The 19,672-nt window shown below is 74.6% G+C and carries 21 protein-coding genes; 14 read left to right on the forward strand and 7 right to left on the reverse strand.

Features of this window, described 5'->3' with window-relative positions:
- Nucleotides 1-10 precede the first annotated feature (10 nt).
- The 4 genes from ACFW3D_RS10130 to ACFW3D_RS10145 are packed head-to-tail and all read right to left on the reverse strand — an operon-like array spanning nucleotide 11 to nucleotide 3,184.
- On the reverse strand, nucleotides 11-1,093 hold the full coding sequence (locus tag ACFW3D_RS10130; protein WP_500503396.1) for an ABC transporter ATP-binding protein: 1,083 nt from the start codon (nucleotides 1,091-1,093) through the stop codon (nucleotides 11-13).
- Nucleotides 1,090-1,944 (reverse strand): molybdate ABC transporter permease subunit, encoded by an 855-nt coding sequence (modB, locus tag ACFW3D_RS10135; RefSeq protein WP_500503398.1) that lies wholly within the window; start codon nucleotides 1,942-1,944, stop codon nucleotides 1,090-1,092. Before modB ends, ACFW3D_RS10130 begins: the two co-directional genes overlap by 4 nt.
- Nucleotides 1,941-2,768: a molybdate ABC transporter substrate-binding protein gene (modA, locus tag ACFW3D_RS10140; protein WP_500503400.1), complete on the reverse strand. Its 828-nt coding sequence runs from the start codon at nucleotides 2,766-2,768 to the stop codon at nucleotides 1,941-1,943. The genes modB and modA overlap by 4 nt, the downstream gene beginning before the upstream one ends.
- A 29-nt stretch (nucleotides 2,769-2,797) precedes the next feature.
- Nucleotides 2,798-3,184 carry a TOBE domain-containing protein gene (locus tag ACFW3D_RS10145; RefSeq protein ID WP_500503402.1) on the reverse strand — a complete coding sequence of 129 codons (387 nt, stop codon included), beginning with the start codon at nucleotides 3,182-3,184 and terminating at the stop codon, nucleotides 2,798-2,800.
- Between the two features lie 139 nt (nucleotides 3,185-3,323).
- Between ACFW3D_RS10145 and ACFW3D_RS10150 the strand changes: the two genes are divergently transcribed.
- The 6 genes from ACFW3D_RS10150 (at nucleotide 3,324) to ACFW3D_RS10175 (ending at nucleotide 8,545) form a co-directional block, all read left to right on the forward strand.
- A complete protein-coding gene (locus tag ACFW3D_RS10150; RefSeq protein ID WP_500503404.1) occupies nucleotides 3,324-3,830 on the forward strand; it encodes a molybdopterin-dependent oxidoreductase in 507 nt (168 codons plus the stop codon).
- A gap of 21 nt (nucleotides 3,831-3,851) precedes the next feature.
- The gene (locus tag ACFW3D_RS10155) at nucleotides 3,852-4,256 is read left to right on the forward strand and encodes a pyrophosphohydrolase domain-containing protein (protein ID WP_500503406.1); all 405 of its coding nucleotides are present in this window, start codon (nucleotides 3,852-3,854) and stop codon (nucleotides 4,254-4,256) included.
- A 31-nt stretch (nucleotides 4,257-4,287) separates the two neighbouring features.
- Entirely contained in the window at nucleotides 4,288-5,220 is a 933-nt protein-coding gene (locus tag ACFW3D_RS10160) for a LysR family transcriptional regulator (protein WP_500503408.1), read from the forward strand.
- 164 nt (nucleotides 5,221-5,384) lie between these two features.
- Nucleotides 5,385-6,545 carry an NAD-dependent formate dehydrogenase gene (locus ACFW3D_RS10165; RefSeq protein WP_500503410.1) on the forward strand — a complete coding sequence of 387 codons (1,161 nt, stop codon included), beginning with the start codon at nucleotides 5,385-5,387 and terminating at the stop codon, nucleotides 6,543-6,545.
- A gap of 101 nt (nucleotides 6,546-6,646) precedes the next feature.
- Nucleotides 6,647-7,045 (forward strand): DnaJ family domain-containing protein, encoded by a 399-nt coding sequence (locus ACFW3D_RS10170; RefSeq protein ID WP_500503412.1) that lies wholly within the window; start codon nucleotides 6,647-6,649, stop codon nucleotides 7,043-7,045.
- Nucleotides 7,046-7,606: 561 nt separating this feature from the next.
- On the forward strand, nucleotides 7,607-8,545 hold the full coding sequence (locus ACFW3D_RS10175) for a YhjD/YihY/BrkB family envelope integrity protein (protein WP_500503414.1): 939 nt from the start codon (nucleotides 7,607-7,609) through the stop codon (nucleotides 8,543-8,545).
- Here ACFW3D_RS10175 and ACFW3D_RS10180 read toward each other — a convergent pair.
- Entirely contained in the window at nucleotides 8,515-8,952 is a 438-nt protein-coding gene (locus ACFW3D_RS10180) for a DUF7144 family membrane protein (RefSeq protein ID WP_500503417.1), read from the reverse strand. The genes ACFW3D_RS10175 and ACFW3D_RS10180 overlap by 31 nt on opposite strands.
- A gap of 26 nt (nucleotides 8,953-8,978) precedes the next feature.
- Nucleotides 8,979-9,464, reverse strand: a complete 486-nt coding sequence (locus ACFW3D_RS10185; protein WP_500503419.1) for a hypothetical protein — start codon at nucleotides 9,462-9,464, stop codon at nucleotides 8,979-8,981.
- A gap of 96 nt (nucleotides 9,465-9,560) precedes the next feature.
- Here ACFW3D_RS10185 and ACFW3D_RS10190 point away from each other — a divergent pair, with 96 nt between their 5' ends.
- The 6 genes from ACFW3D_RS10190 (at nucleotide 9,561) to ACFW3D_RS10215 (ending at nucleotide 15,708) form a co-directional block, all read left to right on the forward strand.
- Entirely contained in the window at nucleotides 9,561-10,856 is a 1,296-nt protein-coding gene (locus ACFW3D_RS10190) for a hypothetical protein (RefSeq protein WP_500503421.1), read from the forward strand.
- 117 nt (nucleotides 10,857-10,973) lie between these two features.
- The gene (locus ACFW3D_RS10195) at nucleotides 10,974-12,788 is read left to right on the forward strand and encodes an APC family permease (RefSeq protein WP_500503423.1); all 1,815 of its coding nucleotides are present in this window, start codon (nucleotides 10,974-10,976) and stop codon (nucleotides 12,786-12,788) included.
- 43 nt (nucleotides 12,789-12,831) lie between these two features.
- Nucleotides 12,832-13,554: a response regulator transcription factor gene (locus ACFW3D_RS10200; protein WP_500503425.1), complete on the forward strand. Its 723-nt coding sequence runs from the start codon at nucleotides 12,832-12,834 to the stop codon at nucleotides 13,552-13,554.
- Nucleotides 13,551-15,050 (forward strand): sensor histidine kinase, encoded by a 1,500-nt coding sequence (locus ACFW3D_RS10205; protein WP_500503426.1) that lies wholly within the window; start codon nucleotides 13,551-13,553, stop codon nucleotides 15,048-15,050. Before ACFW3D_RS10200 ends, ACFW3D_RS10205 begins: the two co-directional genes overlap by 4 nt.
- A gap of 47 nt (nucleotides 15,051-15,097) precedes the next feature.
- A complete protein-coding gene (locus tag ACFW3D_RS10210) occupies nucleotides 15,098-15,496 on the forward strand; it encodes a hypothetical protein (protein WP_500503428.1) in 399 nt (132 codons plus the stop codon).
- Nucleotides 15,493-15,708 carry a hypothetical protein gene (locus ACFW3D_RS10215; RefSeq protein ID WP_500503430.1) on the forward strand — a complete coding sequence of 72 codons (216 nt, stop codon included), beginning with the start codon at nucleotides 15,493-15,495 and terminating at the stop codon, nucleotides 15,706-15,708. The genes ACFW3D_RS10210 and ACFW3D_RS10215 overlap by 4 nt, the downstream gene beginning before the upstream one ends.
- Nucleotides 15,709-15,736: 28 nt before the next feature.
- Here the strand turns inward: ACFW3D_RS10215 and ACFW3D_RS10220 are convergent, their stop codons facing one another.
- A complete protein-coding gene (locus ACFW3D_RS10220; protein ID WP_500503432.1) occupies nucleotides 15,737-16,948 on the reverse strand; it encodes a threonine synthase in 1,212 nt (403 codons plus the stop codon).
- Nucleotides 16,949-17,049: 101 nt separating this feature from the next.
- Between ACFW3D_RS10220 and cbiE the strand changes: the two genes are divergently transcribed.
- Both cbiE and cobM read left to right on the forward strand, forming a co-directional pair.
- On the forward strand, nucleotides 17,050-18,288 hold the full coding sequence (gene cbiE / locus ACFW3D_RS10225; RefSeq protein ID WP_500503434.1) for a precorrin-6y C5,15-methyltransferase (decarboxylating) subunit CbiE: 1,239 nt from the start codon (nucleotides 17,050-17,052) through the stop codon (nucleotides 18,286-18,288).
- Nucleotides 18,285-19,055 carry a precorrin-4 C(11)-methyltransferase gene (cobM, locus tag ACFW3D_RS10230; RefSeq protein ID WP_500503436.1) on the forward strand — a complete coding sequence of 257 codons (771 nt, stop codon included), beginning with the start codon at nucleotides 18,285-18,287 and terminating at the stop codon, nucleotides 19,053-19,055. The genes cbiE and cobM overlap by 4 nt, the downstream gene beginning before the upstream one ends.
- Nucleotides 19,056-19,672 lie beyond the last annotated feature (617 nt).

Consider the following 19,672-nt stretch of genomic DNA (forward strand, 5'->3'; position numbering starts at 1 on the left):
CCGATGGGGTTCAGGCCGGGTAGGCGTGCGTCTGGGCCGCCTTGACGGTGGCCCACACCTCGGCGCCGGGATGCAGCCCGAGTTCGGCGGTGGCCACCGTGGTGAGGTCGGCGGCGAGCGGGAGTTCGCCCCGGACGTCCACGCGGATCTGGTCGCCGTGCGACTCGAGTCCCGCGACCCGCCCCTGCCACAGGTTGCGGGCGCTGGAGCCGGTGGGGCGCTCGCGGTGCAGGGTGACGGCGCCGGGCGGGAAGGCGACGAAGGCCGGGCCGGACAGCTCCTCGGTGGTGGTGATGGCCGGTCCGCCCTCGATCCGTACGGTGTGGCCCTCGGCCCGGCCCCGGTAGAGGTTGAGGCCGACGAGGTGGGCGATGTAGTCCGTGCGCGGGCGGCGGGCGATCTCGGCGGGGGTGCCCTCCTGCACGGAGCCGCCGTGCTCGATGACGACCAGCCGGTCGGCCAGCACCATGGCGTCCAGCGGGTCGTGGGTGACCAGGACGGCCACCGCCTCGAAGTCGGCCAGGTGGCGGCGGAGCCGGGAGCGGACCTCCAGGCGGGTGCGGGCGTCGAGCGCGGCCAGCGGCTCGTCCAGGAGCAGCAGCCGCGGCCGGGTGGCCAGCGCCCGCGCGAGGGCGACGCGCTGCGCCTGGCCGCCGGAGAGCCGGCGGGGCCGGGCGGAGGCGTGCTCGGCCAGACCCATGCGTTCCAGCCATGCGGCGGCCTCGGCGCGGGCCCGCGCCTTGGGGACTCCGTGGCAGCGCGGGCCGAAGGCCACGTTGTCCAGCGCCGAGAGGTGCGGGAAGAGCAGGTAGTCCTGGAAGACCACGCCGACCGGGCGGTTCTCGGGGGGCGTGCCGTCCAGGGTGGCGCCGTCCAGCCGCAGGTGGCCGGCGGTCAGCGGGGTCAGCCCGGCCAGGACCCGCAGCGCGGTGGTCTTGCCGGCACCGTTGGGCCCGAGCAGGGCGAGCACCTCTCCGGGGGCGGCGGTGAGCGTCACGTCGAGGCGGAAGGCGCCGCGGTCGACGACCAGCCGGGCGTCCAGGCCCTGCTGGGCCGGGCCGTCGGCCGCGGGTGCTTTGTCCGGTGAGGTCATGGTGTGGTCATCCAGCGGTCGCGCAGTCCGGCCAGGACGGCGATGGAGACGGCGAGCAGCACCAGGCTGAGCGCGATGGCGGCGGCCGGGTCGCTCTGCAGGGCGAGGTAGACGGCGAGCGGCATCGTCTGCGTACGGCCGGGGAAGTTGCCGGCGAAGGTGATGGTGGCGCCGAACTCGCCGAGCGCCCGCGCCCAGGCCAGGACGGCCCCGGCGGCGATGCCGGGGGCGATCAGCGGCAGCGTCACCCGGCGGAAGGCGGTGAAGCGGGAGGCGCCGAGGGTGGTGGCGGCCTCCTCGTAGCGCGGGTCGGCGGCCCGCAGGGTGCCCTCGACGCTGATGACCAGGAACGGCATCGCGACGAAGGCCTCCGCGACGACGACACCCGTCGTGGTGAAGGGCAGCGTCACCCCGAACCACTGGTCCAGCCACCGCCCGGCGATGCCGTTGCGGCCCAGCGCCAGCAGCAGCGCCACACCTCCGACGACGGGCGGCAGCACCAGAGGCAGCGTCACCAGGGCGCGCACCAGCCGGCGCCCGGGGAACTCGGTGCGGGCCAGCAGCCAGGCCAGGGGCACCCCCAGCACGAGGGTCACCGCGGTGGCGAGGGTGGCGCAGATCAGGGAGAGCCGCAGCGCCTGCCACACCCCGGGGCTGGTGAGCTGCGCGGGCAGTTCGCTCCACGGGGTGCGGACCAGCAGCCCGGCGAGCGGCAGCACGAGGAAGACGAGCCCGAGCAGCGCGGGCAGCAGCAGCGGCAGGGGCACCGGGGAACGGTGACCCTGCCGGCGGCCGGTGCGGCGCGGCCCGGACCCGACGAGTCCGGGCGCGCCGCCGCTGTGATCGGTCACGGGTTCAGGAAGCCCGCCTCGGTCAGCACCTTCCGGCCCTCGTCGGACTGGACGAGGGCGATGAAGGCCTCGGCGGCCCCGGCGTTCGGCGCGTCCTTGAGCAGGACGATCGGGTAGTCGTTGACGGCACCGGCGGACTCGGGGAACTCCACGCCCTCCACCTTGCCGGCCGCGGCCTTCACGTCGGTCTTGTAGACCACGGACGCGTCGACCTCCTTCAGCTCCACCTTCGTCAGGGCGCTCTTGACGTCCTGTTCGTAGGAGACCGGGGTGAGCTTGAGGCCGGCGCCGTCCAGCGCCTTCTGCGCCGCGGCGCCGCAGGGCACCTCCTTGGCGCACAGGGCGACCTTCGTCCCGGACTTGGTGAGGTCCTTGAGGGACGAGACGCCCTTGGGGTTGCCCGGGACGACCGCGATCTCCAGCTGGTTGCGCACGAAGGTCGCGGGCTCGCCGGCCGCGTCCTTGGCGTCGGTGACGATCTGCATGGTCTTGGGGGAGGCGGCGGCGAAGACGTCGGCGGGGGCGCCGGAGGTGATGCTGGCGGCGAGCGCGTCGCTGCCGCCGAAGTTGAAGGTGACCTTCGTGCCGGGGTGGGCCGCCTCGAACTGCTCGCCCAGTTCGGTGAAGCTCTCCTTGAGGGAGGCCGCGGCGAAGACGGTGACCGTGCCCTTCAGGTCGCCCGCGGAGGACGTGCCCGCCGAGGGCGAGGACGACGCGGAGGCGCCGGCGGAGTCGTCCGAGGACGAACAGGCGCTGAGGGCCAGCAGCACCGCGGCTCCTCCGACGGCCAGCTGAAGGGTCCGGCGGTGCGTGGTACGGGTCATCACAGGGCTGCTCCTCCGAGTCTCGGTCTCTACGGTCTCTCGACGACCACGTTGGTCGACTTGATGACGGCGACCGCCGGTACGCCGGGCTCGAGCTTCAGCTCCTCGGCCGACTCCCGGCTGATCATGGACACCACGCGGAACGGGCCGGCCTGGATCTCGACCTGCGCGGACACGTCGCCGAGGATCACCTCGGTGACGATGCCCGCGAAGCGGTTGCGGGCCGAGGAGCCGGTGCGCTCGCGTTCCGTGCGGTTGAACTCCCGGGCAAAGGCGGCCAGATGGGGGCCCTCGATGATGCGCCGGCCCTGCTCGTCGCGCTCCGCCCGCAGCCGCCCGCCGTCGACCCAGCGCCTGAGGGTGTCGGCGCTCACGCCCATCAATGCGGCTGCCTCGCCGATCCGGTAGGTGTGCATGACTCGATCATAGTGACGCAGATGCGAGCGGGAAGCCCCTTGCGCGATTGCATCAGCCGGATCTCGCGGCATTGGGGGTCGCATGTGCGTTTCCATGGCCTTCGTGCGCGGGTACGGTCATCCGGGGAGGTGGAAGCCCGTGACCGTGTCCGTTTCCGCGCCGCCGCCGGAGCTCGCCGGCTTCACCCTGAGCGGCGACCTGGCCCGCCCCGCCCCGCTGACCGTGCCCGACCTGCGCGCCTGGCCCCAGCACACGGTCCGGGTGAGCTTCGAGTGCCAGACCAGCGGTGTGCAGCACCACCGTTTCGAGGGCCCGTTGCTCCACGAGGTGCTGTGCTCCGCCGGCCCCGGCTTCGACCCCGGCCGCCGCAAGGACCGGTTGCGCTTCCTCATCGCCGTCACCGGGGCGGACGGTCACCACGCACTGCTGTCCTGGGCCGAGATCGACCCGGACTTCGGGCAGGCCCGCGTGCTGCTCGCCACCCGCATCGACGGCACCTCGCTGGACGCGCAGGGCCCGCAGCTGGTGCTGCCCCAGGACCGCTGCGGGGCCCGGCACATCAGCGGCATCACGGCCATCCGCGTGGACGGCGCGTACGCCGGCTGCCCGGTGGCGGGGGGCGAGGGGGGCGGGAGGGCCGGCTGAGCGGGCACTACGATCGGCGGAATGCGACCCTCCCCCGCCGGCCTGGTCCGAGAGTTCCACACCGCCTTCGGCCTCGACGCCCGCCCCCGTCCGACCGAGATCACGCCCGCGTACGCGGCGCACCGCCAGGACCTGCTCGCCGAGGAGGTGGCGGAGGTCGCCGAGGCCTCCGCGACCGGGCCGCTGGACCACCTCGCGCACGAACTGGCCGACGTGGTCTACGTCGCGTACGGCACGGCGCTGGTGCACGGCATCGACCTGGACGAGGTCATCGCGGAGATCCACCGCGCCAACATGAGCAAGCTCGGCCCCGACGGCCGGCCGACCCTGCGGGCCGACGGCAAGGTCCTCAAGGGCGAGCACTACCGGGCGCCGGACGTCGCGGCGGTGCTGCGCGCCCAGGGCTGGGCGCCCGCCGGGGAGTAACGGGCCGGTGCGGCGTGTGCGACCGTGAGCCATGCTGCTTCGCCAACTGGAGTACCTGGTGGCCCTCGCCAGGGAACGGCACTTCGCCCGCGCCGCCGACGCCTGCTTCGTCTCGCAGCCCTCGCTGTCGGCCGGCATCCGCAAGCTGGAACGCGAGCTGGACGTGCCGATCGTGCGCCGTGGCCGGCGCTTCGAGGGGCTGACCCCCGAGGGTGAACGAGTACTGCTGTGGGCGCACCGCATCCTGGCCGAACGGGACGCCCTGCAGCAGGAACTCTCCGAGATGCGCGGTGGGCTGACCGGCACGCTGCGGCTCGGCGCGATACCCACCGCGCTGACCGCCGCCTCGCTGCTGACGACGCCGTTCTGCGAGCGGCACCCGGGGGTGCGGGTCAGCCTGGAGTCGCTGTCCTCGCGGGAGATCAGCGACCGGCTCGCCGAGTTCGAGCTCGACGTCGCGATGACGTACCTGGACGACGACGCCCTGCGCCATGTGCGCCGCTTCCCGCTCTACGAGGAGCGCTACCTGCTGCTGACCCCGGCGGACGCGCCGCCCGCCGGGCTGCCGGTGGCGCGCTGGGCACAGGCCGCCGCACTGCCGCTGTGCCTGCTGTCGCCGCGGATGCGCAACCGCCGGATCATGGACGAGTGCTTCGCCGCGGAGGGGGTCACCGCGGCGCCGGCCGTCGAGACGGACTCGGTCGCCGGGCTGTACGCGCACCTGGCGGGCTCGGGCGGCCGCTGGTCGAGCGTCATCTCCCACGCCTGGCTGCACATGTTCGGGGTGCCCGCCGGGATGCGCGTGGTGCCGCTGGAAGGGCCCGCGAGCGGCCCCCGGGTGGGGCTGGTGATCGCCGACCGGCGGCCCGAACCGGTGCTGGCCAGGGCCCTGCTGGCGGTCGCCCGCCAGGCGCGGGTGCGCGACGCGCTGGACGCGCTGGTGGAGGCGCACCTCGGCCGGTGAGCCGGTGAAGCCATGAGTCCGTGAGGCTGTGGGCCCGGCCGGTGTGCGGTGATAGAAGCGGGCTATCCCGCCATAGCGACGTTCGCTTTGACCCCCCGGTGCCCGGGCCGCGACCGTGAAGTCACCTTCCGCAGCGTCCACTTCACGGATGAGGAGCCGCAGTCATGGCAAAGGTGCTGTGCGTCCTGTACGACGACCCGGCCGACGGTTACCCGGCCACCTACGCCCGCGACGACCTGCCGCGCATCGACCACTACCCCGGCGGCCAGACCACCCCCACGCCGCAGGCGACCGACTTCACCCCCGGCGCGCTCCTGGGCAGCGTCTCGGGCGAACTGGGCCTGCGCCGCTTCCTGGAGGAGCGCGGCCACACCCTCGTCGTCACCTCCGACAAGGACGGAGCCGGTTCGGTCTTCGACCGCGAACTGGCCGACGCCGACGTGGTCATCTCCCAGCCCTTCTGGCCGGCCTATCTGACGCCCGAGCGGATCGCCGCGGCCAAGAACCTGAAGCTGGCCGTCACAGCGGGCATCGGCTCGGACCACGTCGACCTGGACGCGGCCGTCGCCCGCGGCATCACCGTCGCCGAGGTCACCTACTGCAACAGCATCAGCGTCGCCGAGCACGTGGTGATGATGACCCTGTCGCTGGTGCGCAACTACCTGCCCTCGCACCGGGTCGTGCTGGACGGCGGCTGGAACATCGCGGACTGCGTGGCCCGGTCGTACGACCTGGAGGGCATGCACGTCGGCACGGTCGCCGCGGGCCGGATCGGGCTGGCGGTGCTGCGCCGGCTGGCGCCCTTCGACGTGAAGCTGCACTACACCGACCGCCACCGGCTGCCGGAGGCCGTGGAGCAGGAGCTCGGGCTGACCTGGCACGAGAGCGCCGCCGACATGGTGCCGCACTGCGACGTCGTGACCGTCAACGCCCCGCTCCACCCGGAGACCGAGGGCCTCTTCGACGACAAGCTGATCGACACCATGAAGCGTGGCGCCTACCTGATCAACACCGCGCGGGCGCTGATCGTCGACCAGGACGCCGTGGCCCGGGCCCTGCGGGACGGACGGCTGGCGGGCTACGCGGGCGACGTCTGGTACCCGCAGCCGGCCCCCGCCGACCACCCCTGGCGCACCATGCCCCACCACGGGATGACCCCGCACATCTCCGGTTCCTCGCTGTCCGCCCAGGCCCGGTACGCGGCGGGCACCCGCGAGATCCTCGAGTGCTGGCTGGACGGCAGGCCGATCCGGGACGAGTACCTGATCGTCGCGGGCGGGGCACTGGCGGGCACGGGCGCCCACTCGTACTCCATCAGCGGGTGACCGGCCCGGACGCCGGCCCGCAGGGCGCGCGGGCCGGCGTCCGGGGGGCCGCTCACCCCCGGCCCTCCCCCTCCGCCGCGGCGGGAGGGAGAATCGGGGGCATGACGGAGCGCAAGCCACCGGGCGTCCCCTTCGAGTCCTGGGTCGACAAGCAGATCCGGGAGGCGACGGAGCGCGGCGCCTTCGACAACCTGCCCGGCGCCGGGAAGCCGCTGGCCTCCCTGGACCGGCCCTACGACGAGCTGTGGTGGATCAGGGAGAAGATGGCGCGCGAGGGGCTGTCCCACCTCCCGGCGAGCCTCAGGCTGCGCAAGGAGGTGGAGGACGCGATGGACGCCGCCTCCCGCGCCCCCTCCGAACGCGAGGTGCGCCGCATCGTCGAGGAGGTCAACGACAGGATCCGCACGGGCATCCGCACGCCGATGGACGGCCCGCCGCTCGGCCTCGTCCCGTACGACGTGGAGGACGTCGTCGCACGGTGGCGTGCCGAGCGGGGCTGAGCGGGACTGAGCGGGACCGAGCGGAGCTGAGCCCCGGCGGTCCCCGCCGTCCTTCCCCGACAGGGTGCTGCGGGCGAGGGCGGCGAGCGCGGCGGGAACACGGATGGCAATCGCGGTGTCGTGGGCGATCCGGACGCGGGACCCTGCAGCACCGCTCGGCCGCCCTTCACCCGTAGCGGCCCGCGTGGCCTCGCTCCTGCGGCCCTGGGGGCGTGTCCGGCCACCGCCGGGTGGACGCGCGGCGGGCCTGCGCGTTCCCGGACCCGCCGCGCGCCCGTCACGCCTTCCCGGTCCATCCGACGGCCGGGACGGCCCGGCTTCACCGGCACGCTGCCGGAGGTGCCGCCCCAGCACCCTCCGCCCCCGGCGTCGCGCGCTCGCCCGGGCGTACCGGCGGGGAAGCCGTCGTGGCGGCGCGGAAGCCGTGACCCCCGGCGGCCGCGGACGGCTCGCGGCGCTTCCCGTGCGCTCGCCCGTACCTGCAGCGGTCGCCTGCGGCCCTCCCGGTCCCGGCCGCAGCCCCCGGTTGCGGGGCCCGGCGGGCTGAAAAATAGTCGGACTGTGAAAGGGCGGCCACGGGTCACGATCCCGGAGGGGCTCCGTGCGCGGTTCGCGGACCTGCCGGGGCGGGCGCGCGCCCTGCGGGCCGACACGGAGCGGCGGTTCCCCATCGTCACCCGGCTGGCGGCGCGGCTGCTGAGCGTCAACGTGCTGGACGCGGCCACCCGGTTGGCCGCCCAGGCCTTCCTGACCGCGGTGCCGCTGCTCTTCGTCATCGCGTCCCTCGCGCCGGAGAGCGTGCGCAAGGAGCTGCTCGACTCGCTGGTGCGGGTGCTGGGGCTCTCCGGCCCCTCCCGCGAACAGCTCCGCTCGGTCTACGAGTCCGACCCCGGGGGCCTGCGGCAGACGGTGGGGGTGGTGGGCACCGTGATGGCCCTGCTGTCGGCGACGGCCTGCAGCCGGGCGATGCAGCGGGTGTGCGAACGCGCCTGGCACATGCCGAAGTCGGCGGCGCGGATCGCGGCCTGGCGCTGGTTCGCCTGGGTGTGCGCGGCGCTGGTCTACCTGGCGGTCCAGGGGCCGCTGCGGGAGGGCTTCGGTGCCGGCCGCTGGCTCGGCGTCCCGCTGTCCCTGGTGACCGCGGTGGGGATCTGGTGGTGGACCCAGCACCTGCTGCTCGGCGGCCGGATCGGCTGGCGGCCGCTGCTGCCGGGGGCGCTGCTCACGGCGCTGTTCCTGGAGGCGGCGGTCTTCGCGGCGCCGCTGTACGTCCCGACGGCGCTCAACCGCAGCCTGCAGACGTACGGCTCGCTGGGCTCGGTGTTCACCCTGCTGTCCGGTCTGATCGCGCTGTGCGTCGTGGCGACCGTGTGCCTCACCGTGGGTGCCGTGTTCCACGGCGACCAGCCGGGGGCCGGCGCCGCGCCTGCCGCGCCCGGCCCGCCGGGGGAGGGCCGGGCGGGCGGCGGTCAGGCGGCCGGTGAGCGGTCCGGCCTGTAGTGGGAGAGCGCCCAGATGATGAAGATGTCGAGCGCGATCAGGATGATCGACCAGAACGGCAGGTAGGGCAGGTAGAGGAAGCTCACGATGATGCCCAGGCCCGCCAGGACGACGCCCATGATGCGTGACCAGAGCGCGGCGCCGCTGAGGAGTCCGGTGCCCGTGACCACCAGCAGCACGCCGAGGACCAGGTGGATCCATCCCCACGCGGTCAGGTTGAACTTGTAGACGTAGTCGCCGATCCGCGCGTACACGTTGTCCGCGGCGATCCCCGAGATGCCCTGGAAGATGGCCAGGACGCCGTCGACGAGCAGCAGGACGCCGGCGAAGGTGACGCCGCCGTACGCCCACGCGCTGTGGTTGCCGCTCTTGGGTGTGGGTGTGGGTGTGGTGCCGGTGGCTGCCATGGCTGCCTCCTCGCGGTGACGGTGCTTCAGTGCCGCAGCGCCCGCTCCACCTGGGCCTTGACCGTGCCCGTCAGGTCGCGGTTGCTGCGTACCGTGGCCTCGCCGGACTTCTGCGGGGCCACGTCGGCGACGTTGACCACAGCGGCGTCGAGGAGGTTCCCGCTGGTGTCGCGGAAGGTCACCTCGACGGTGTACGTGGCCTGCTTGTCGCCGCTGTTGGTGGCCGTGACCTTGGTGGTGGCCTTGCCGCCCTCCACGGTCACGGGGTCGAGCCTGACGTCGTCCTTCGCGTTGACGCCGTTCTTGATCTTCGCCAGCTGGGACTGCGCGGCGGCGGTCGCCGAGGCGACGGCCTCCGCGCCCTCGGACACCAGCGAGGACGCGGCGGACGCGGCCTTCGACGCCTTCTCGGCGGGGGTGCTCTCGTTGTCCGAGCAGGCACTCGCGGCCAGCGCGGTGGCGGACAGTACGACTGCCGCGCACATCGCACGGGCCCGGTACGGCCTCGTCATTCCCTACCTCCACAGTTTCATGCGCCCCAAATGGCACACAATTCACAATACGGATTAAATTGCCGTGTCGCGTGGTGAAGGAGAGGCGGCGGTGGCATGGCGGATTCAACGCCCGGGCGGCGTGACGATCTCGCCGAACTGCGCGCCCGGCTGTCGGCACTGGAGGCGCGGGAGTCCGTTCCCGCGGGCGCCGGACCGCAGGCCCCGCCGCCTCACCGGCGACGACCGGTGCGGGCCTTCTTCTCGGCCCTGTTCATCGTCGTGGCCTGCGTCTTCGTGCCGCTGAGCGCGCTGGCCGTCTGGGTGGACTCCGAGGTCGGCGACACCGACCGCTACGTCGCCACCGTGGCCCCCCTGGCGAGCGACCCCGCCGTGCAGAACGCCGCCGCCGACCGGATCACGTCCGTGGTGATGCAGCACATCGACGTCAAGAGCCTCCTGGACGAGGTCGCCCCGCAGGACCGCCCCCTCCTGGACCGGCTGCTGGGTCGCGTCTCCGGCCCGCTGACCAGCGGCATCGAGAGCCTGGTGCACTCCACGGCGGAGAAGGTCGTGCGCAGCGACGCCTTCGAGAAGGTGTGGACCGACGCCAACCGCAGGATCCACGGCTCGCTGGACAAGGCGCTGACCGGCGAGGGAGGCGGTGCGGTCAAGCTCACCAACGACACCGTGGCCGTCGACCTCGCCCCCGTCATCGACCAGGTCAAGCAGCGGCTGGTCGACGGGGGCCTGAGCATCGCCGCGAAGATCCCCGAGGTCCACACCGACTTCACCGTCGTCCGCTCCGAGAAGGTCGGCAAGATCAGGACCGCCTTCCGGCTGCTGCAGCTCGCCGGCTTCTGGCTGCCGATCGTCACCGTCGTCCTCGCGGCCGCGGGCGTGCTGCTCGCCCTGCGCCGGCGCCGCGCCCTGGTCGCGGCCGCGCTGGGTTTCGCCGCCGCCGCCCTCGTGCTCGGCGCGGCGCTGACCGTCTTCCGGGCGATCTACCTCGACGCGCTCCCCGCGAGCGTCGACCAGCAGGCCGCCGGGACGGTCTACGACACCCTCATCCGCTTCCTGCGCCAGACCGTCCGCGCGGTGTTCGTGCTCGGCGTCGTCGTCGCCCTCGGTGCCTGGCTGAGCGGCCCCGGGCGGTACGCCCGGCGGACCCGCGGGGTGTGGGAGTCCGTGCTGGGCGGCGCGGGCGACGCGGCGCACCGGGTGGGGCTGCGGACCGGTCCCGTCGGTCCTTGGCTCGTCCGCCACAAACTGCTGGTCGGCTGGATCGTGGTGGCGGCCGCGGCGCTCGCGCTCGCCTTCTGGTCCTATCCGACCGGCTGGGTCGTCGTCGGGCTGGCCCTCGCCGTCGTCCTCGTCCTCGCCGTCGTGGAGTTCCTGGCCCGCCCCGACTGAGCGCTCACCCGATCGGTCGCCCCGCGCTGCGGCGGGAAGGCCGCCGCCGGAGGCTGACCGGAGGGCCCGCCGGCGGAGGAGAGCAGCCATGAGCCAGACGCAGCCGGCGGGCGGGCGATGACCTTCGGGCTGGCACGCCGCCAGGTACGGCCCAGGGTGCCGCTGCGGCACGGCGAGGGGGACCGTTCCCTGCTCACCAGCGTGCAGGGGCTCGCCGCGCTGTCACTGGACGCCCTCAGCTCGGTGGCGTACGGCCCCGAGGCCATCGTCCTCGTGCTGGTCGCCGCCGGGACCGCGGCGCTGACCGTGACGCTGCCCGTCATGCTGGTCATCGCGGGGCTGCTGGTCGTCCTGGTCATCTCGTACGGGCAGGTCATCGCCGTGCACCCGGACGGCGGCGGCTCCTACGCCGTGGCCAAGAAGGACCTCGGGGCGCGGGTGAGCCTCCTGGCGGCGGCCAGTCTGGTCGTCGACTACGTGCTCACCGTCGCCGTCAGCCTGGCCGCCGGCGCCGCCAGCCTCGCCTCGGCGTTCCCTTCGCTCACCCCCTACCTGCTGGAGATCTGCCTCGGCGGGCTCGCCCTGCTCACCCTGGTGAACCTGCGCGGCGTCGCCGACAGCGCACGGGTGCTGATGCTGCCCGCCGCCCTGTTCGTCCTGTGCATCGGCGGGATCGTCGTCGTCGGCCTGCTGCGCTCGCACCCCGCGGCGGTCGTGGGCAGCGCGCAGCCCGTCCACGCGACCGAGGCGCTGAGCGTGCTGCTGGTCCTGAAGGCCTTCTCCTCCGGCTGTTCCGCCCTGACCGGCGTGGAGGCCATCGCCAACTCCGTGCCCTCCTTCCGGCCGCCCAAGGTGCGCCGCGCCCAGCGCACGGAACTGATGCTCGGCGTGCTCCTGGGGCTCATGCTGATCGGGCTGGCGTTCCTGATCCGCCGGGACGAGGTCGCCCCGCGCGGCGGCGTGACCCTGCTGGCCCAGCTGACCGCGGGCTCCTTCGGCACGGGATGGCCGTACTACGCCAGCAACCTGCTGGTCACCCTCGTCCTCGGCCTGGCCGCGAACACCAGCTTCGGCGGCCTGCCGGTCCTGATGAGCCTGCTCGCCCGCGACAACCGGCTGCCCCACGTCTTCGGGCTGCGCGCCGAGCGGCCCGTCTACCGCTACGGCGTCGTCGCCCTCGCGGTGGTGGCGGCACTCTTGCTCGTCGCCGTCGACGCGCAGACACAACGGCTCATCCCGCTCTACGCCATCGGTGTGTTCACCGGCTTCACCATCAGCCAGACCGGGCTCGTCCGGCACTGGGCGGGGGCACGCCCGCGCGGGTGGGCGCGGCGGGCGGCGCTCAACGGGCTGGGCGCCCTGCTGACCGCGCTGGCCGGGGTGATCCTGGTGACCACCAAGTTCACCGAGGGCGCGTGGATGGTCGTCGTCGTGGTGCCGCTGCTGATGCTGCTCTTCGCCCGCATCGAGCACTACTACACGGAGGTCGGCAGGGAACTCGCCCTGGGCACCGTCCCCGAGCGCCCGCGACGCACCGACAGCCTGGTCATCGTCCCCCTCGGCGGGGTCAGCCGGCTCGCCCGGCACGCGCTGACCGCGGCCATCGCCCTCGGCGACGAGGTCGTCGCGGTCACCGTCGAACCCGACCAGGCCAAAGCGCGCGAACTGCTCGACACCTGGGCCCGCTGGCAGCCGGGCGTCCGCCTCGACGTCATCGAGAGCCCGCACCGCTCCCTGGTGCTGCCGATCCTCTCCTACGTCCGCCGCATGTCGCAGGACGGCCGCCAGATCGCCGTCCTCATCCCCGAGATCCAGCCGCGGCACGCCCGCTACCGCATCCTGCAGAACCAGCGCGGCATCCTCCTCGCCACGATCCTGCGCTCGCGCACCGACGCCGTCGTGTGCCTGCTGCCGTACCGGCTGGACATCTGACGCGGCGCCCGCCACGGGCACGGTTGCGCCTACCATCGCCGCCGTGAGAACCGAAGCGCACACGGGTGGCCGGGTCCTGGTCGCCGACGACGACGCGGCCATACGCCGGTCCCTGCAACGGGGACTGCGCCTGGACGGCTTCTCGGTGAGCCTGGCCGACGGCGGCAGGGCCGCGCTCGCCGCCGTACGCGACGGGACGCCGGACGTGGTGGTCCTCGACATCTCCATGCCCGACCTCAGCGGGATCGAGGTGTGCCGCACGCTGCGCGAGCGGGGCGACGACGTCCCCGTCCTGATGCTCTCCGCCCTCGACGAGGCGGCCGACCGGGTCGCCGGGCTCCAGGCGGGCGCCGACGACTACCTGGTCAAGCCGTTCGCGCTGCAGGAGCTGGTGCTGCGGCTGCGGGCGCTGCTGCGCCGCCGTCCCCCCGCCGCGGGCGGCCGGGGGCGCGCCGGGGGCCTGCTGGTCGACCCGGCGGCACGGGAGGCCCGGCTGGACGGGGAGCCCCTGGCGCTGACCCGGCGGGAGTTCGAGCTGCTGGAGGTCTTCGCGCGCAACGCGGGGCTGGTGCTCACCCGCGACCAGCTGCTGGACCGGGTCTGGGGCTACGACTTCGACGTGCGCACGGACGCCGTGGACACCTTCGTCAGCTATCTGCGGCGGAAGATGGAGGTGGGCGGTCGGCCGCGGATCCTGCACACGGTGCGCGGCGTCGGCTTCGTCCTGCGCGACGACCGGGACGCCGGCAAGGACGAACCGTCGTGAGGCTGTCCACGCGGGTCGCGCTCGCGGTGGGCGTGGTCGTCCCGCTGCTCGTCCTCGCCTCCGGTGCGCTGCTGATCCGGCTGGTCGCCGCCGACCTGCACGCCCAGCAGGACGCCCATCTGCGGGAGCGCGCCACGGCCGTCGCGGCGGACGCCAAGGCCCTGCTCCGCGCCACCGCCGCGGACCGCCCTGCGGCCGAACAGGCCCGTACGCGCAGGCTGTTCAGCTCCGCCCTCGACGTGGGCATCCGACTGACCGGCCCCGAGGGCACGGTGTCGGGCGGCCCCCAGCCGGACCCGTCCGCGGCGCTGCCCGCCCGCGCGCCCTCACCGGTCACGATCCTGGCGGGCGGCGCCCGCTGGCGCGTGCTGTCGGTGCCGGTGAACGGGAGCCGCAAGGGTGCCCGGGGCACCCTGTGGCTGTTCTCGCCGGACGCGGCCACCAAGACCCAGCTGCAGCAGGTGCGCCGCCGCGTGGTGACGGTGGCGCTGCTGGCCGCCCCAGTGTCCGGGCTGCTGGCCTGGGCCGCGGCGGGCCGTGCCGTCCGCCCGCTGCGCCGGCTCCAGCAGCGCGCGAGCGGTCTCGACCCGCGGGTCAGCGCCGTACGCCTGGACCACGCACCGGCCGGGATCACCGAGGTCGACGACCTGGCGCGCACCCTGCAGACCGTGCTCGCCCGCTACGACGAGCAGGCCGCCAGGACCGGCGAGGCGCTCGCCACCGCCCGGTCGTTCGCCGCGGTCGCCTCCCACGAGCTGCGCAACCCGCTGATGAGCATGGGCACCAACCTCGACATCCTCGCCGGTCACCCCGGCCTGCCGGACACCGAACGCCACGAGGTCGTGGACGACCTGCGCGCCGAACACGCCCGCGTGCTCGGCCTGCTGGTCATGCTGCGCGCCCTCGCCCAGGGCGACCTCGTCGAGGAGGACGCCTTCGGCCCGGTCGACGCGGCCGAACTCGTCGACGCCGCCGCCGCCGACCTGAGGCGCCGCCACCCCGAGGCGCGGGTCGAGGTGACTGCCGCGCCCGGGCTCCTCGTCCACGGCTGGGAGCAGGGGCTGCGCTCCTTGACGGACAACCTGCTGACGAACGCCGCCGTCCACGGCCGCGGTCCGGGGGGCCGGCCCGACGTCGAGGTGACCCTGCGGCGCGGCCGCGACGAGCGCGCCCCGGCCGTCGTCCTGACCGTCGACGACCACGGGCCCGGCATCCCGCCCGAGGCGCGGGCGGCCGTCTTCGCCCGCTTCCACCGGCGTCCGGAAAGCCCGGGCTCCGGGCTCGGACTCACCCTGGTCGCCCAGCAGATCGCACTGCACCGGGGCACGGTCGCCGTACTGGACCGGCCCGACGGCGCGCCGGGCACCCGCTTCGAGGTGCGCCTGCCGCTCGGCGGCGTCCGCGACGGCGATCGGCCTACCCTGCCGCTGCCGCGCCGCGACTGGCTGTCCGGGCGGACCGGGGAGCCACAAGGTTTCCACAAAGACGCTCCCTAACGTCCGTCGCGAAGGCGCTCCGCGCTTCCGATCCGAAGGAGGACGTCATGCGAAGCCGCACCACCGTCGTGGCCCTGGCCACCGTCGTCACGCTGCTGGGCCTCGCCGGCCCCGCCACCGCCGACGGCGGCGGCTCCCCCGCGCCCGCCACCACCCCCACCGGGGACGGTGCCAAGGGCCTGTGCAAGCGTGCCGGGAAGATCGACGCACGCATCGACCGGGCGCTGAAGCGGCTGAACGGGCCGGTCACGCGGCGCGGTTCGATCGAGCGGCTGGAGAAGCGGGTCGCAGCCGCCAGGGCCGCCGGGCACGACGAGATCGAGACCTACCTCAACGACCGGCTGACCTTCCGCAAGTCCCTGCTGCCCACCCTGGAGAAGCGCCGCACCGACCTCGCCCGGGTCCGCACCTGGTGCGACTCCCACGACAACGGCGCCGCCTCGTGACCCGCCGCCTCGCGGCGCTCGCCGCGGCCGCGGCGGCCTGCGCGGCGCTGCTGACCGCCTGCGGCCCGTCCGCCGCCCCCTCCTCGGCCCCGACCGCCCCCGCCACCGTCCCCTCGGCACCCGCCGCGCCATCGGAGTTCGCCCGCATCGTCGACGACGCCGAGAGCGCCGCCGCCGCGGCGGACGCCGACGCGGCGCGCGGCGACGACTGATCAGGCCGGGTCCAACAGGGCAATGCAGCTAGGGCCGTGGCTGGTCCAGCCGGCGCCGGACGGTGGCCCAGTCCGGGGCGGGCGGGGGCGTGGGTGGGGAGCCCGTTGCGAGGTCCTTGAAGCCGCTGGACGTGGACACGCACACCACGGGGCCGTCGAAGCGGTCCGCGCCGTACTGGCGCAGGCCGGCCAGGCCGGCCGCGGCGGACAGTTCGGTCCACAGGCCCGCACGGGCCAGTTCGGCGCGGGCTGCGGTCAGTTCGGGATCCGTGACGAGCAGGGCCTCGCCGCCGGTGTCGCGTATCGCCGGCACGCCGCGGTAACCGCCCACCTGGCAGGCGATGGAGTAGGCGGCCGTCGGGCCGACCGGGACGGTGGCCGCGGGCACGCCCCGGCGGAGGGCGGCGGCGAGCGGGCCGCCGGCGGCGGGCTCGCAGCTGAACAGGCGGGGGACGGCCGAGGAGAGGCCGAGGCGGCGGAGTTCGGCGAAGCCCTTGGCGACGCCGAAGAGCAGTTCCCCGTAGCCGGTGGGGACGAACACCGCCGCCGGGACGCCGGCGTCGCAGAAGATCTCGTAGGCGACGGTCTTGTAGCCCTCCGCGCCGAAGGGGTGCCCGGTGTGCGTCGCGGTGAGGTTGCTCACCGGGTGGAGGCCGTACTCCTCGCTGATGCGGCGGACCAGTGGCCAGCGCGTCTCCACGGGCACGGTCAGCACCTCGGCGCCGTAGGCGTGCAGGAAGGAGAGGACCGCCGGGGGCGCCTGCGGCGAGGTGAGGACGACGCAGCGAAGCCCGGCCCGGGCGGCGTACGCGGCGGCCGAGGCGCCGTGGTTGCCGGAGGAGGCGACGACCACGCCGGGCGCGCCGCAGCCGAGGGCCGCGCTGACCGTGCAGCGGTTGAGGCGGTCCTTGTGGCTCCAGGTCGGGTTGCGCGACTCGTCCTTGACCAGGACCCCGCCGCCCAGTTCGACCAGCGGGGTGCCGCCCTCGCCGAGCCCGGGCGCGGTGAGCGGCGGCAGCAGGGGCGCCCAGCGGTCCAGGCCGTGCCGGGCGGAGGCGGTGTCCGGGGTGCCGAACAGGCCGTCCGGGACGCGGTCGTAGGCGTAGTCGACCTCGACGGGGTACGAGACGGCGTCCGTGCTCGTGCGCGGACAGCCCTCCGTCAGCGGCGGCCACAGGGGGTAGCCGACGGCGGGGTCGCCGAGGGAACGCTGGCCGACGGCCAGGGAGTCCGTTGCCACAGCTCCGAGGGTAGTGGCCCGGGCCCAGGGCTCACCTGGCACTTCCCGTAGAGTGCGGCTGCTGTGCCCGACCGTTCCCGCCGACTCCCGAGGTGACCGTGATGGACGACGACGCGTCCGCTCCCGTGGCCGTCGTCGGGATCGGCGCCGACGGCTGGGCCGGGCTGCCCGCGGTGTCGCGCGAGGCGCTCACCGGGGCCGGGGTCGTCATCGGCGGCCCGCGCCAGCTCGAACTGCTGCCCCCGGAGGTCACCGCCGAGCGGGTCGCCTGGCCCTCGCCGCTGCGGCCGGTCGTGCCGGGGCTGATCGCCGCCCACGCCGGGCGGCGGATCGCGGTGCTGGCCAGCGGCGACCCCATGTTCCACGGCATCGGGCGGACCCTCACCGAGGTGCTGGGCGCGGACCGGCTGCGGGTGCTCCCGCACCCCTCGTCGGTGTCGTACGCCTGCGCGCGGCTGGGCTGGGCGGTGGAGGACACCGACGTCGTGAGCCTGGTCGGGCGGCCGCTGCCCGCGCTGGCGGGCGCGCTGCACGACGGGCGCCGCGTGCTGGCGCTGAGCCGGGACGCGGACACCCCGGCCGCCGTGGCCGGGCTGCTTCGCGAACGGGGCTACGGCGCCAGCCGGTTGCGGGTGCTGGAGCAGCTCGGCTCGGCCCGCGAACGGATCCTGGACGGCATGGCCGCCGACTGGCCGCACCCGCCGGGCGATCCGCTGAACGTCGTCGCGGTCGAGTGCGCCGCGGACCCCGCCGCCCCGAGGCTGGGCCTGGTCCCCGGGCTGCCGGACACCGCGTACGAGCACGACGGGCAACTGACCAAGCGCCACGTACGGGCCGCGACCCTCGCCGCGCTCGCACCCGCGCCCGGCGAACTGCTGTGGGACGTGGGCGGCGGCTCGGGCTCGATCGCCGTCGAGTGGATGCGGGCGCACCGCACCTGCCGCGCGGTCACCGTGGAGCGCGACCCCGTCCGCGCCGAGCGCATCACCGGCAACGCGGCCTCGCTCGGCGTCCCGGCGCTGCGCGTGGTGACCGGCGCCGCCCCGGCGGCGCTGGACGGACTGCCCGTCCCCGACGCCGTCTTCGTCGGCGGCGGGCTGACCGCGCCCGGCCTCCTGGAGGCCTGCTGGGCGGCCCTGCGGCCGGGCGGGCGGCTGGTCGCCAACACCGTGACGCTGGAGTCCGAGGCCCTGCTCGCCCGGTGGTACGCCCGGCACGGGGGCGAACTCGTCCGGCTCGCCGTCGCGCACGCCGCCCCGGTCGGCGGCTTCACGGGCTGGCGCCAGGCCATGCCCGTCACCCAGTGGTCCGCCGTCAAACCCGCGGGAGCGCAGCCATGACCGTTCACTTCATCGGCGCCGGACCCGGTGCCGCCGACCTGATCACCCTGCGCGGCCTGCGGATCCTGGCGGCCAGCAAGGTGTGCCTGTACGCGGGGAGCCTCGTCCCCCGCGAACTGCTCGCCGAGTGCCCGCCGGACGCGCGGCTCGTGGACACGGCGCAGCTCACGCTCGACCGGATCACCGAGGAACTGGTCCGCGCCCACGAGGAGGGCCACGACGTGGCCCGGCTGCACTCGGGCGACCCTTCCGTGTTCAGCGCCGTAGCCGAGCAGATGCGCCGCCTCGACGCGGCCGGCGTCCCGTACGAGGTCGTCCCCGGCGTCCCCGCGTTCGCGGCGGCGGCCGCGGCCCTGAAGCGGGAGCTTACGGTGCCGACCGTCGGCCAGACGGTCATCCTCACCCGGATCGCGCAGCAGGCCACGCCCATGCCGGCGGGGGAGGACCTGGCGACGCTGGGCCGCAGCGGCGCGCTGATGGTGCTGCACCTCGCGGCCCGCTACGTCGACCGCGTGGTGGCCGAACTCACCCCGCACTACGGGGCGGACTGCCCGGCGGCCGTCGTCGCGATGGCCTCGCGCCCCGACGAACTCGTGCTGCGCGGGACGCTGGAGGACATCGCCGAGCAGGTGAAGGCGGCCGGTGTGGTCCGCACGGCGGTCATCATCGTCGGCCGCACGCTGGGCGCGGAGCAGTTCCGCGACAGCCACCTGTACTCCGCCGAGCGCGTCCACCGGCACGCGACGGACTGCGCCGCCTCCTCCTAGGAGGCAAGGGTGGTGGTTCGGCTTTCCCGCCGTCTCGCGCCCTTCGGGCGCAAAGCGGCGGGCTGCGGACGGGGAGGGTGGGGCGGGCCTTCGCGGCGGTGTGCGGGGTTGGTCCTCGGCGGGGGTTCAGGCGCCGGAGCGGTTCGCCTGTCCGGTGGCGGGGTCTCGTCGCCGTCCGCGGGTAGAGATGGCCGGTTGCGACGCCCACCGTTCGTGGGTGGCGTGCCCGCCGTGACCGGCGTCTTGCGGGTGCTTCCCCGACATCGGGCCCTGTTCCGCCGACATGGTCGGCGTAAGCGGGCCCGATCTTCTCCGGCTCAAAGATCGGGCCCTGTTCCGCCGAACATGTCGGCGAAAGCGGGCCCGATCTCCCGCCCGCCCTTCGGCAGCACCCCGAATCAGCCGCAGACGCCGGTTACGGCGGGCGCCCACCACCGGCACTGGGCGTGGAAGCGGCCATCTGCACCCGCGCCACCGGAAAGGCACCCCGATCCGGCGCCTGAACCCCCACCACGAGCCGGCCCGCACCCTGCGGCGAAGCCTCCAGCCGCCACCCGCCCGTCCGCAGCCCGCATCCTTGCGACCGTAGGGAGCGAGACGGCGGGACAGCCGACCAC

Source organism: Streptomyces sp. NPDC058864, assembly GCF_042742985.1.
In the GTDB taxonomy this organism is placed as follows: domain Bacteria; phylum Actinomycetota; class Actinomycetes; order Streptomycetales; family Streptomycetaceae; genus Actinacidiphila.

What these genes read in the sequence shown, in the direction of transcription:
- ACFW3D_RS10185 (WP_500503419.1), bottom strand. Translation starts at nt 9,464, where the DNA reads ATGACGAGGCCGTACCGGGCCCGTGCGATGTGCGCGGCAGTCGTACTG.
- ACFW3D_RS10195 (WP_500503423.1), top strand. Translation starts at nt 10,974, where the DNA reads ATGACCTTCGGGCTGGCACGCCGCCAGGTACGGCCCAGGGTGCCGCTG.
- ACFW3D_RS10165 (WP_500503410.1), top strand. Translation starts at nt 5,385, where the DNA reads ATGGCAAAGGTGCTGTGCGTCCTGTACGACGACCCGGCCGACGGTTAC.
- ACFW3D_RS10155 (WP_500503406.1), top strand. Translation starts at nt 3,852, where the DNA reads ATGCGACCCTCCCCCGCCGGCCTGGTCCGAGAGTTCCACACCGCCTTC.
- ACFW3D_RS10145 (WP_500503402.1), bottom strand. Translation starts at nt 3,184, where the DNA reads ATGCACACCTACCGGATCGGCGAGGCAGCCGCATTGATGGGCGTGAGC.
- ACFW3D_RS10130 (WP_500503396.1), bottom strand. Translation starts at nt 1,093, where the DNA reads ATGACCTCACCGGACAAAGCACCCGCGGCCGACGGCCCGGCCCAGCAG.
- ACFW3D_RS10190 (WP_500503421.1), top strand. Translation starts at nt 9,561, where the DNA reads ATGGCGGATTCAACGCCCGGGCGGCGTGACGATCTCGCCGAACTGCGC.
- ACFW3D_RS10160 (WP_500503408.1), top strand. Translation starts at nt 4,288, where the DNA reads ATGCTGCTTCGCCAACTGGAGTACCTGGTGGCCCTCGCCAGGGAACGG.
- cbiE (WP_500503434.1), top strand. Translation starts at nt 17,050, where the DNA reads ATGGACGACGACGCGTCCGCTCCCGTGGCCGTCGTCGGGATCGGCGCC.
- ACFW3D_RS10180 (WP_500503417.1), bottom strand. Translation starts at nt 8,952, where the DNA reads ATGGCAGCCACCGGCACCACACCCACACCCACACCCAAGAGCGGCAAC.
- modA (WP_500503400.1), bottom strand. Translation starts at nt 2,768, where the DNA reads ATGACCCGTACCACGCACCGCCGGACCCTTCAGCTGGCCGTCGGAGGA.
- cobM (WP_500503436.1), top strand. Translation starts at nt 18,285, where the DNA reads ATGACCGTTCACTTCATCGGCGCCGGACCCGGTGCCGCCGACCTGATC.
- ACFW3D_RS10170 (WP_500503412.1), top strand. Translation starts at nt 6,647, where the DNA reads ATGACGGAGCGCAAGCCACCGGGCGTCCCCTTCGAGTCCTGGGTCGAC.
- ACFW3D_RS10210 (WP_500503428.1), top strand. Translation starts at nt 15,098, where the DNA reads ATGCGAAGCCGCACCACCGTCGTGGCCCTGGCCACCGTCGTCACGCTG.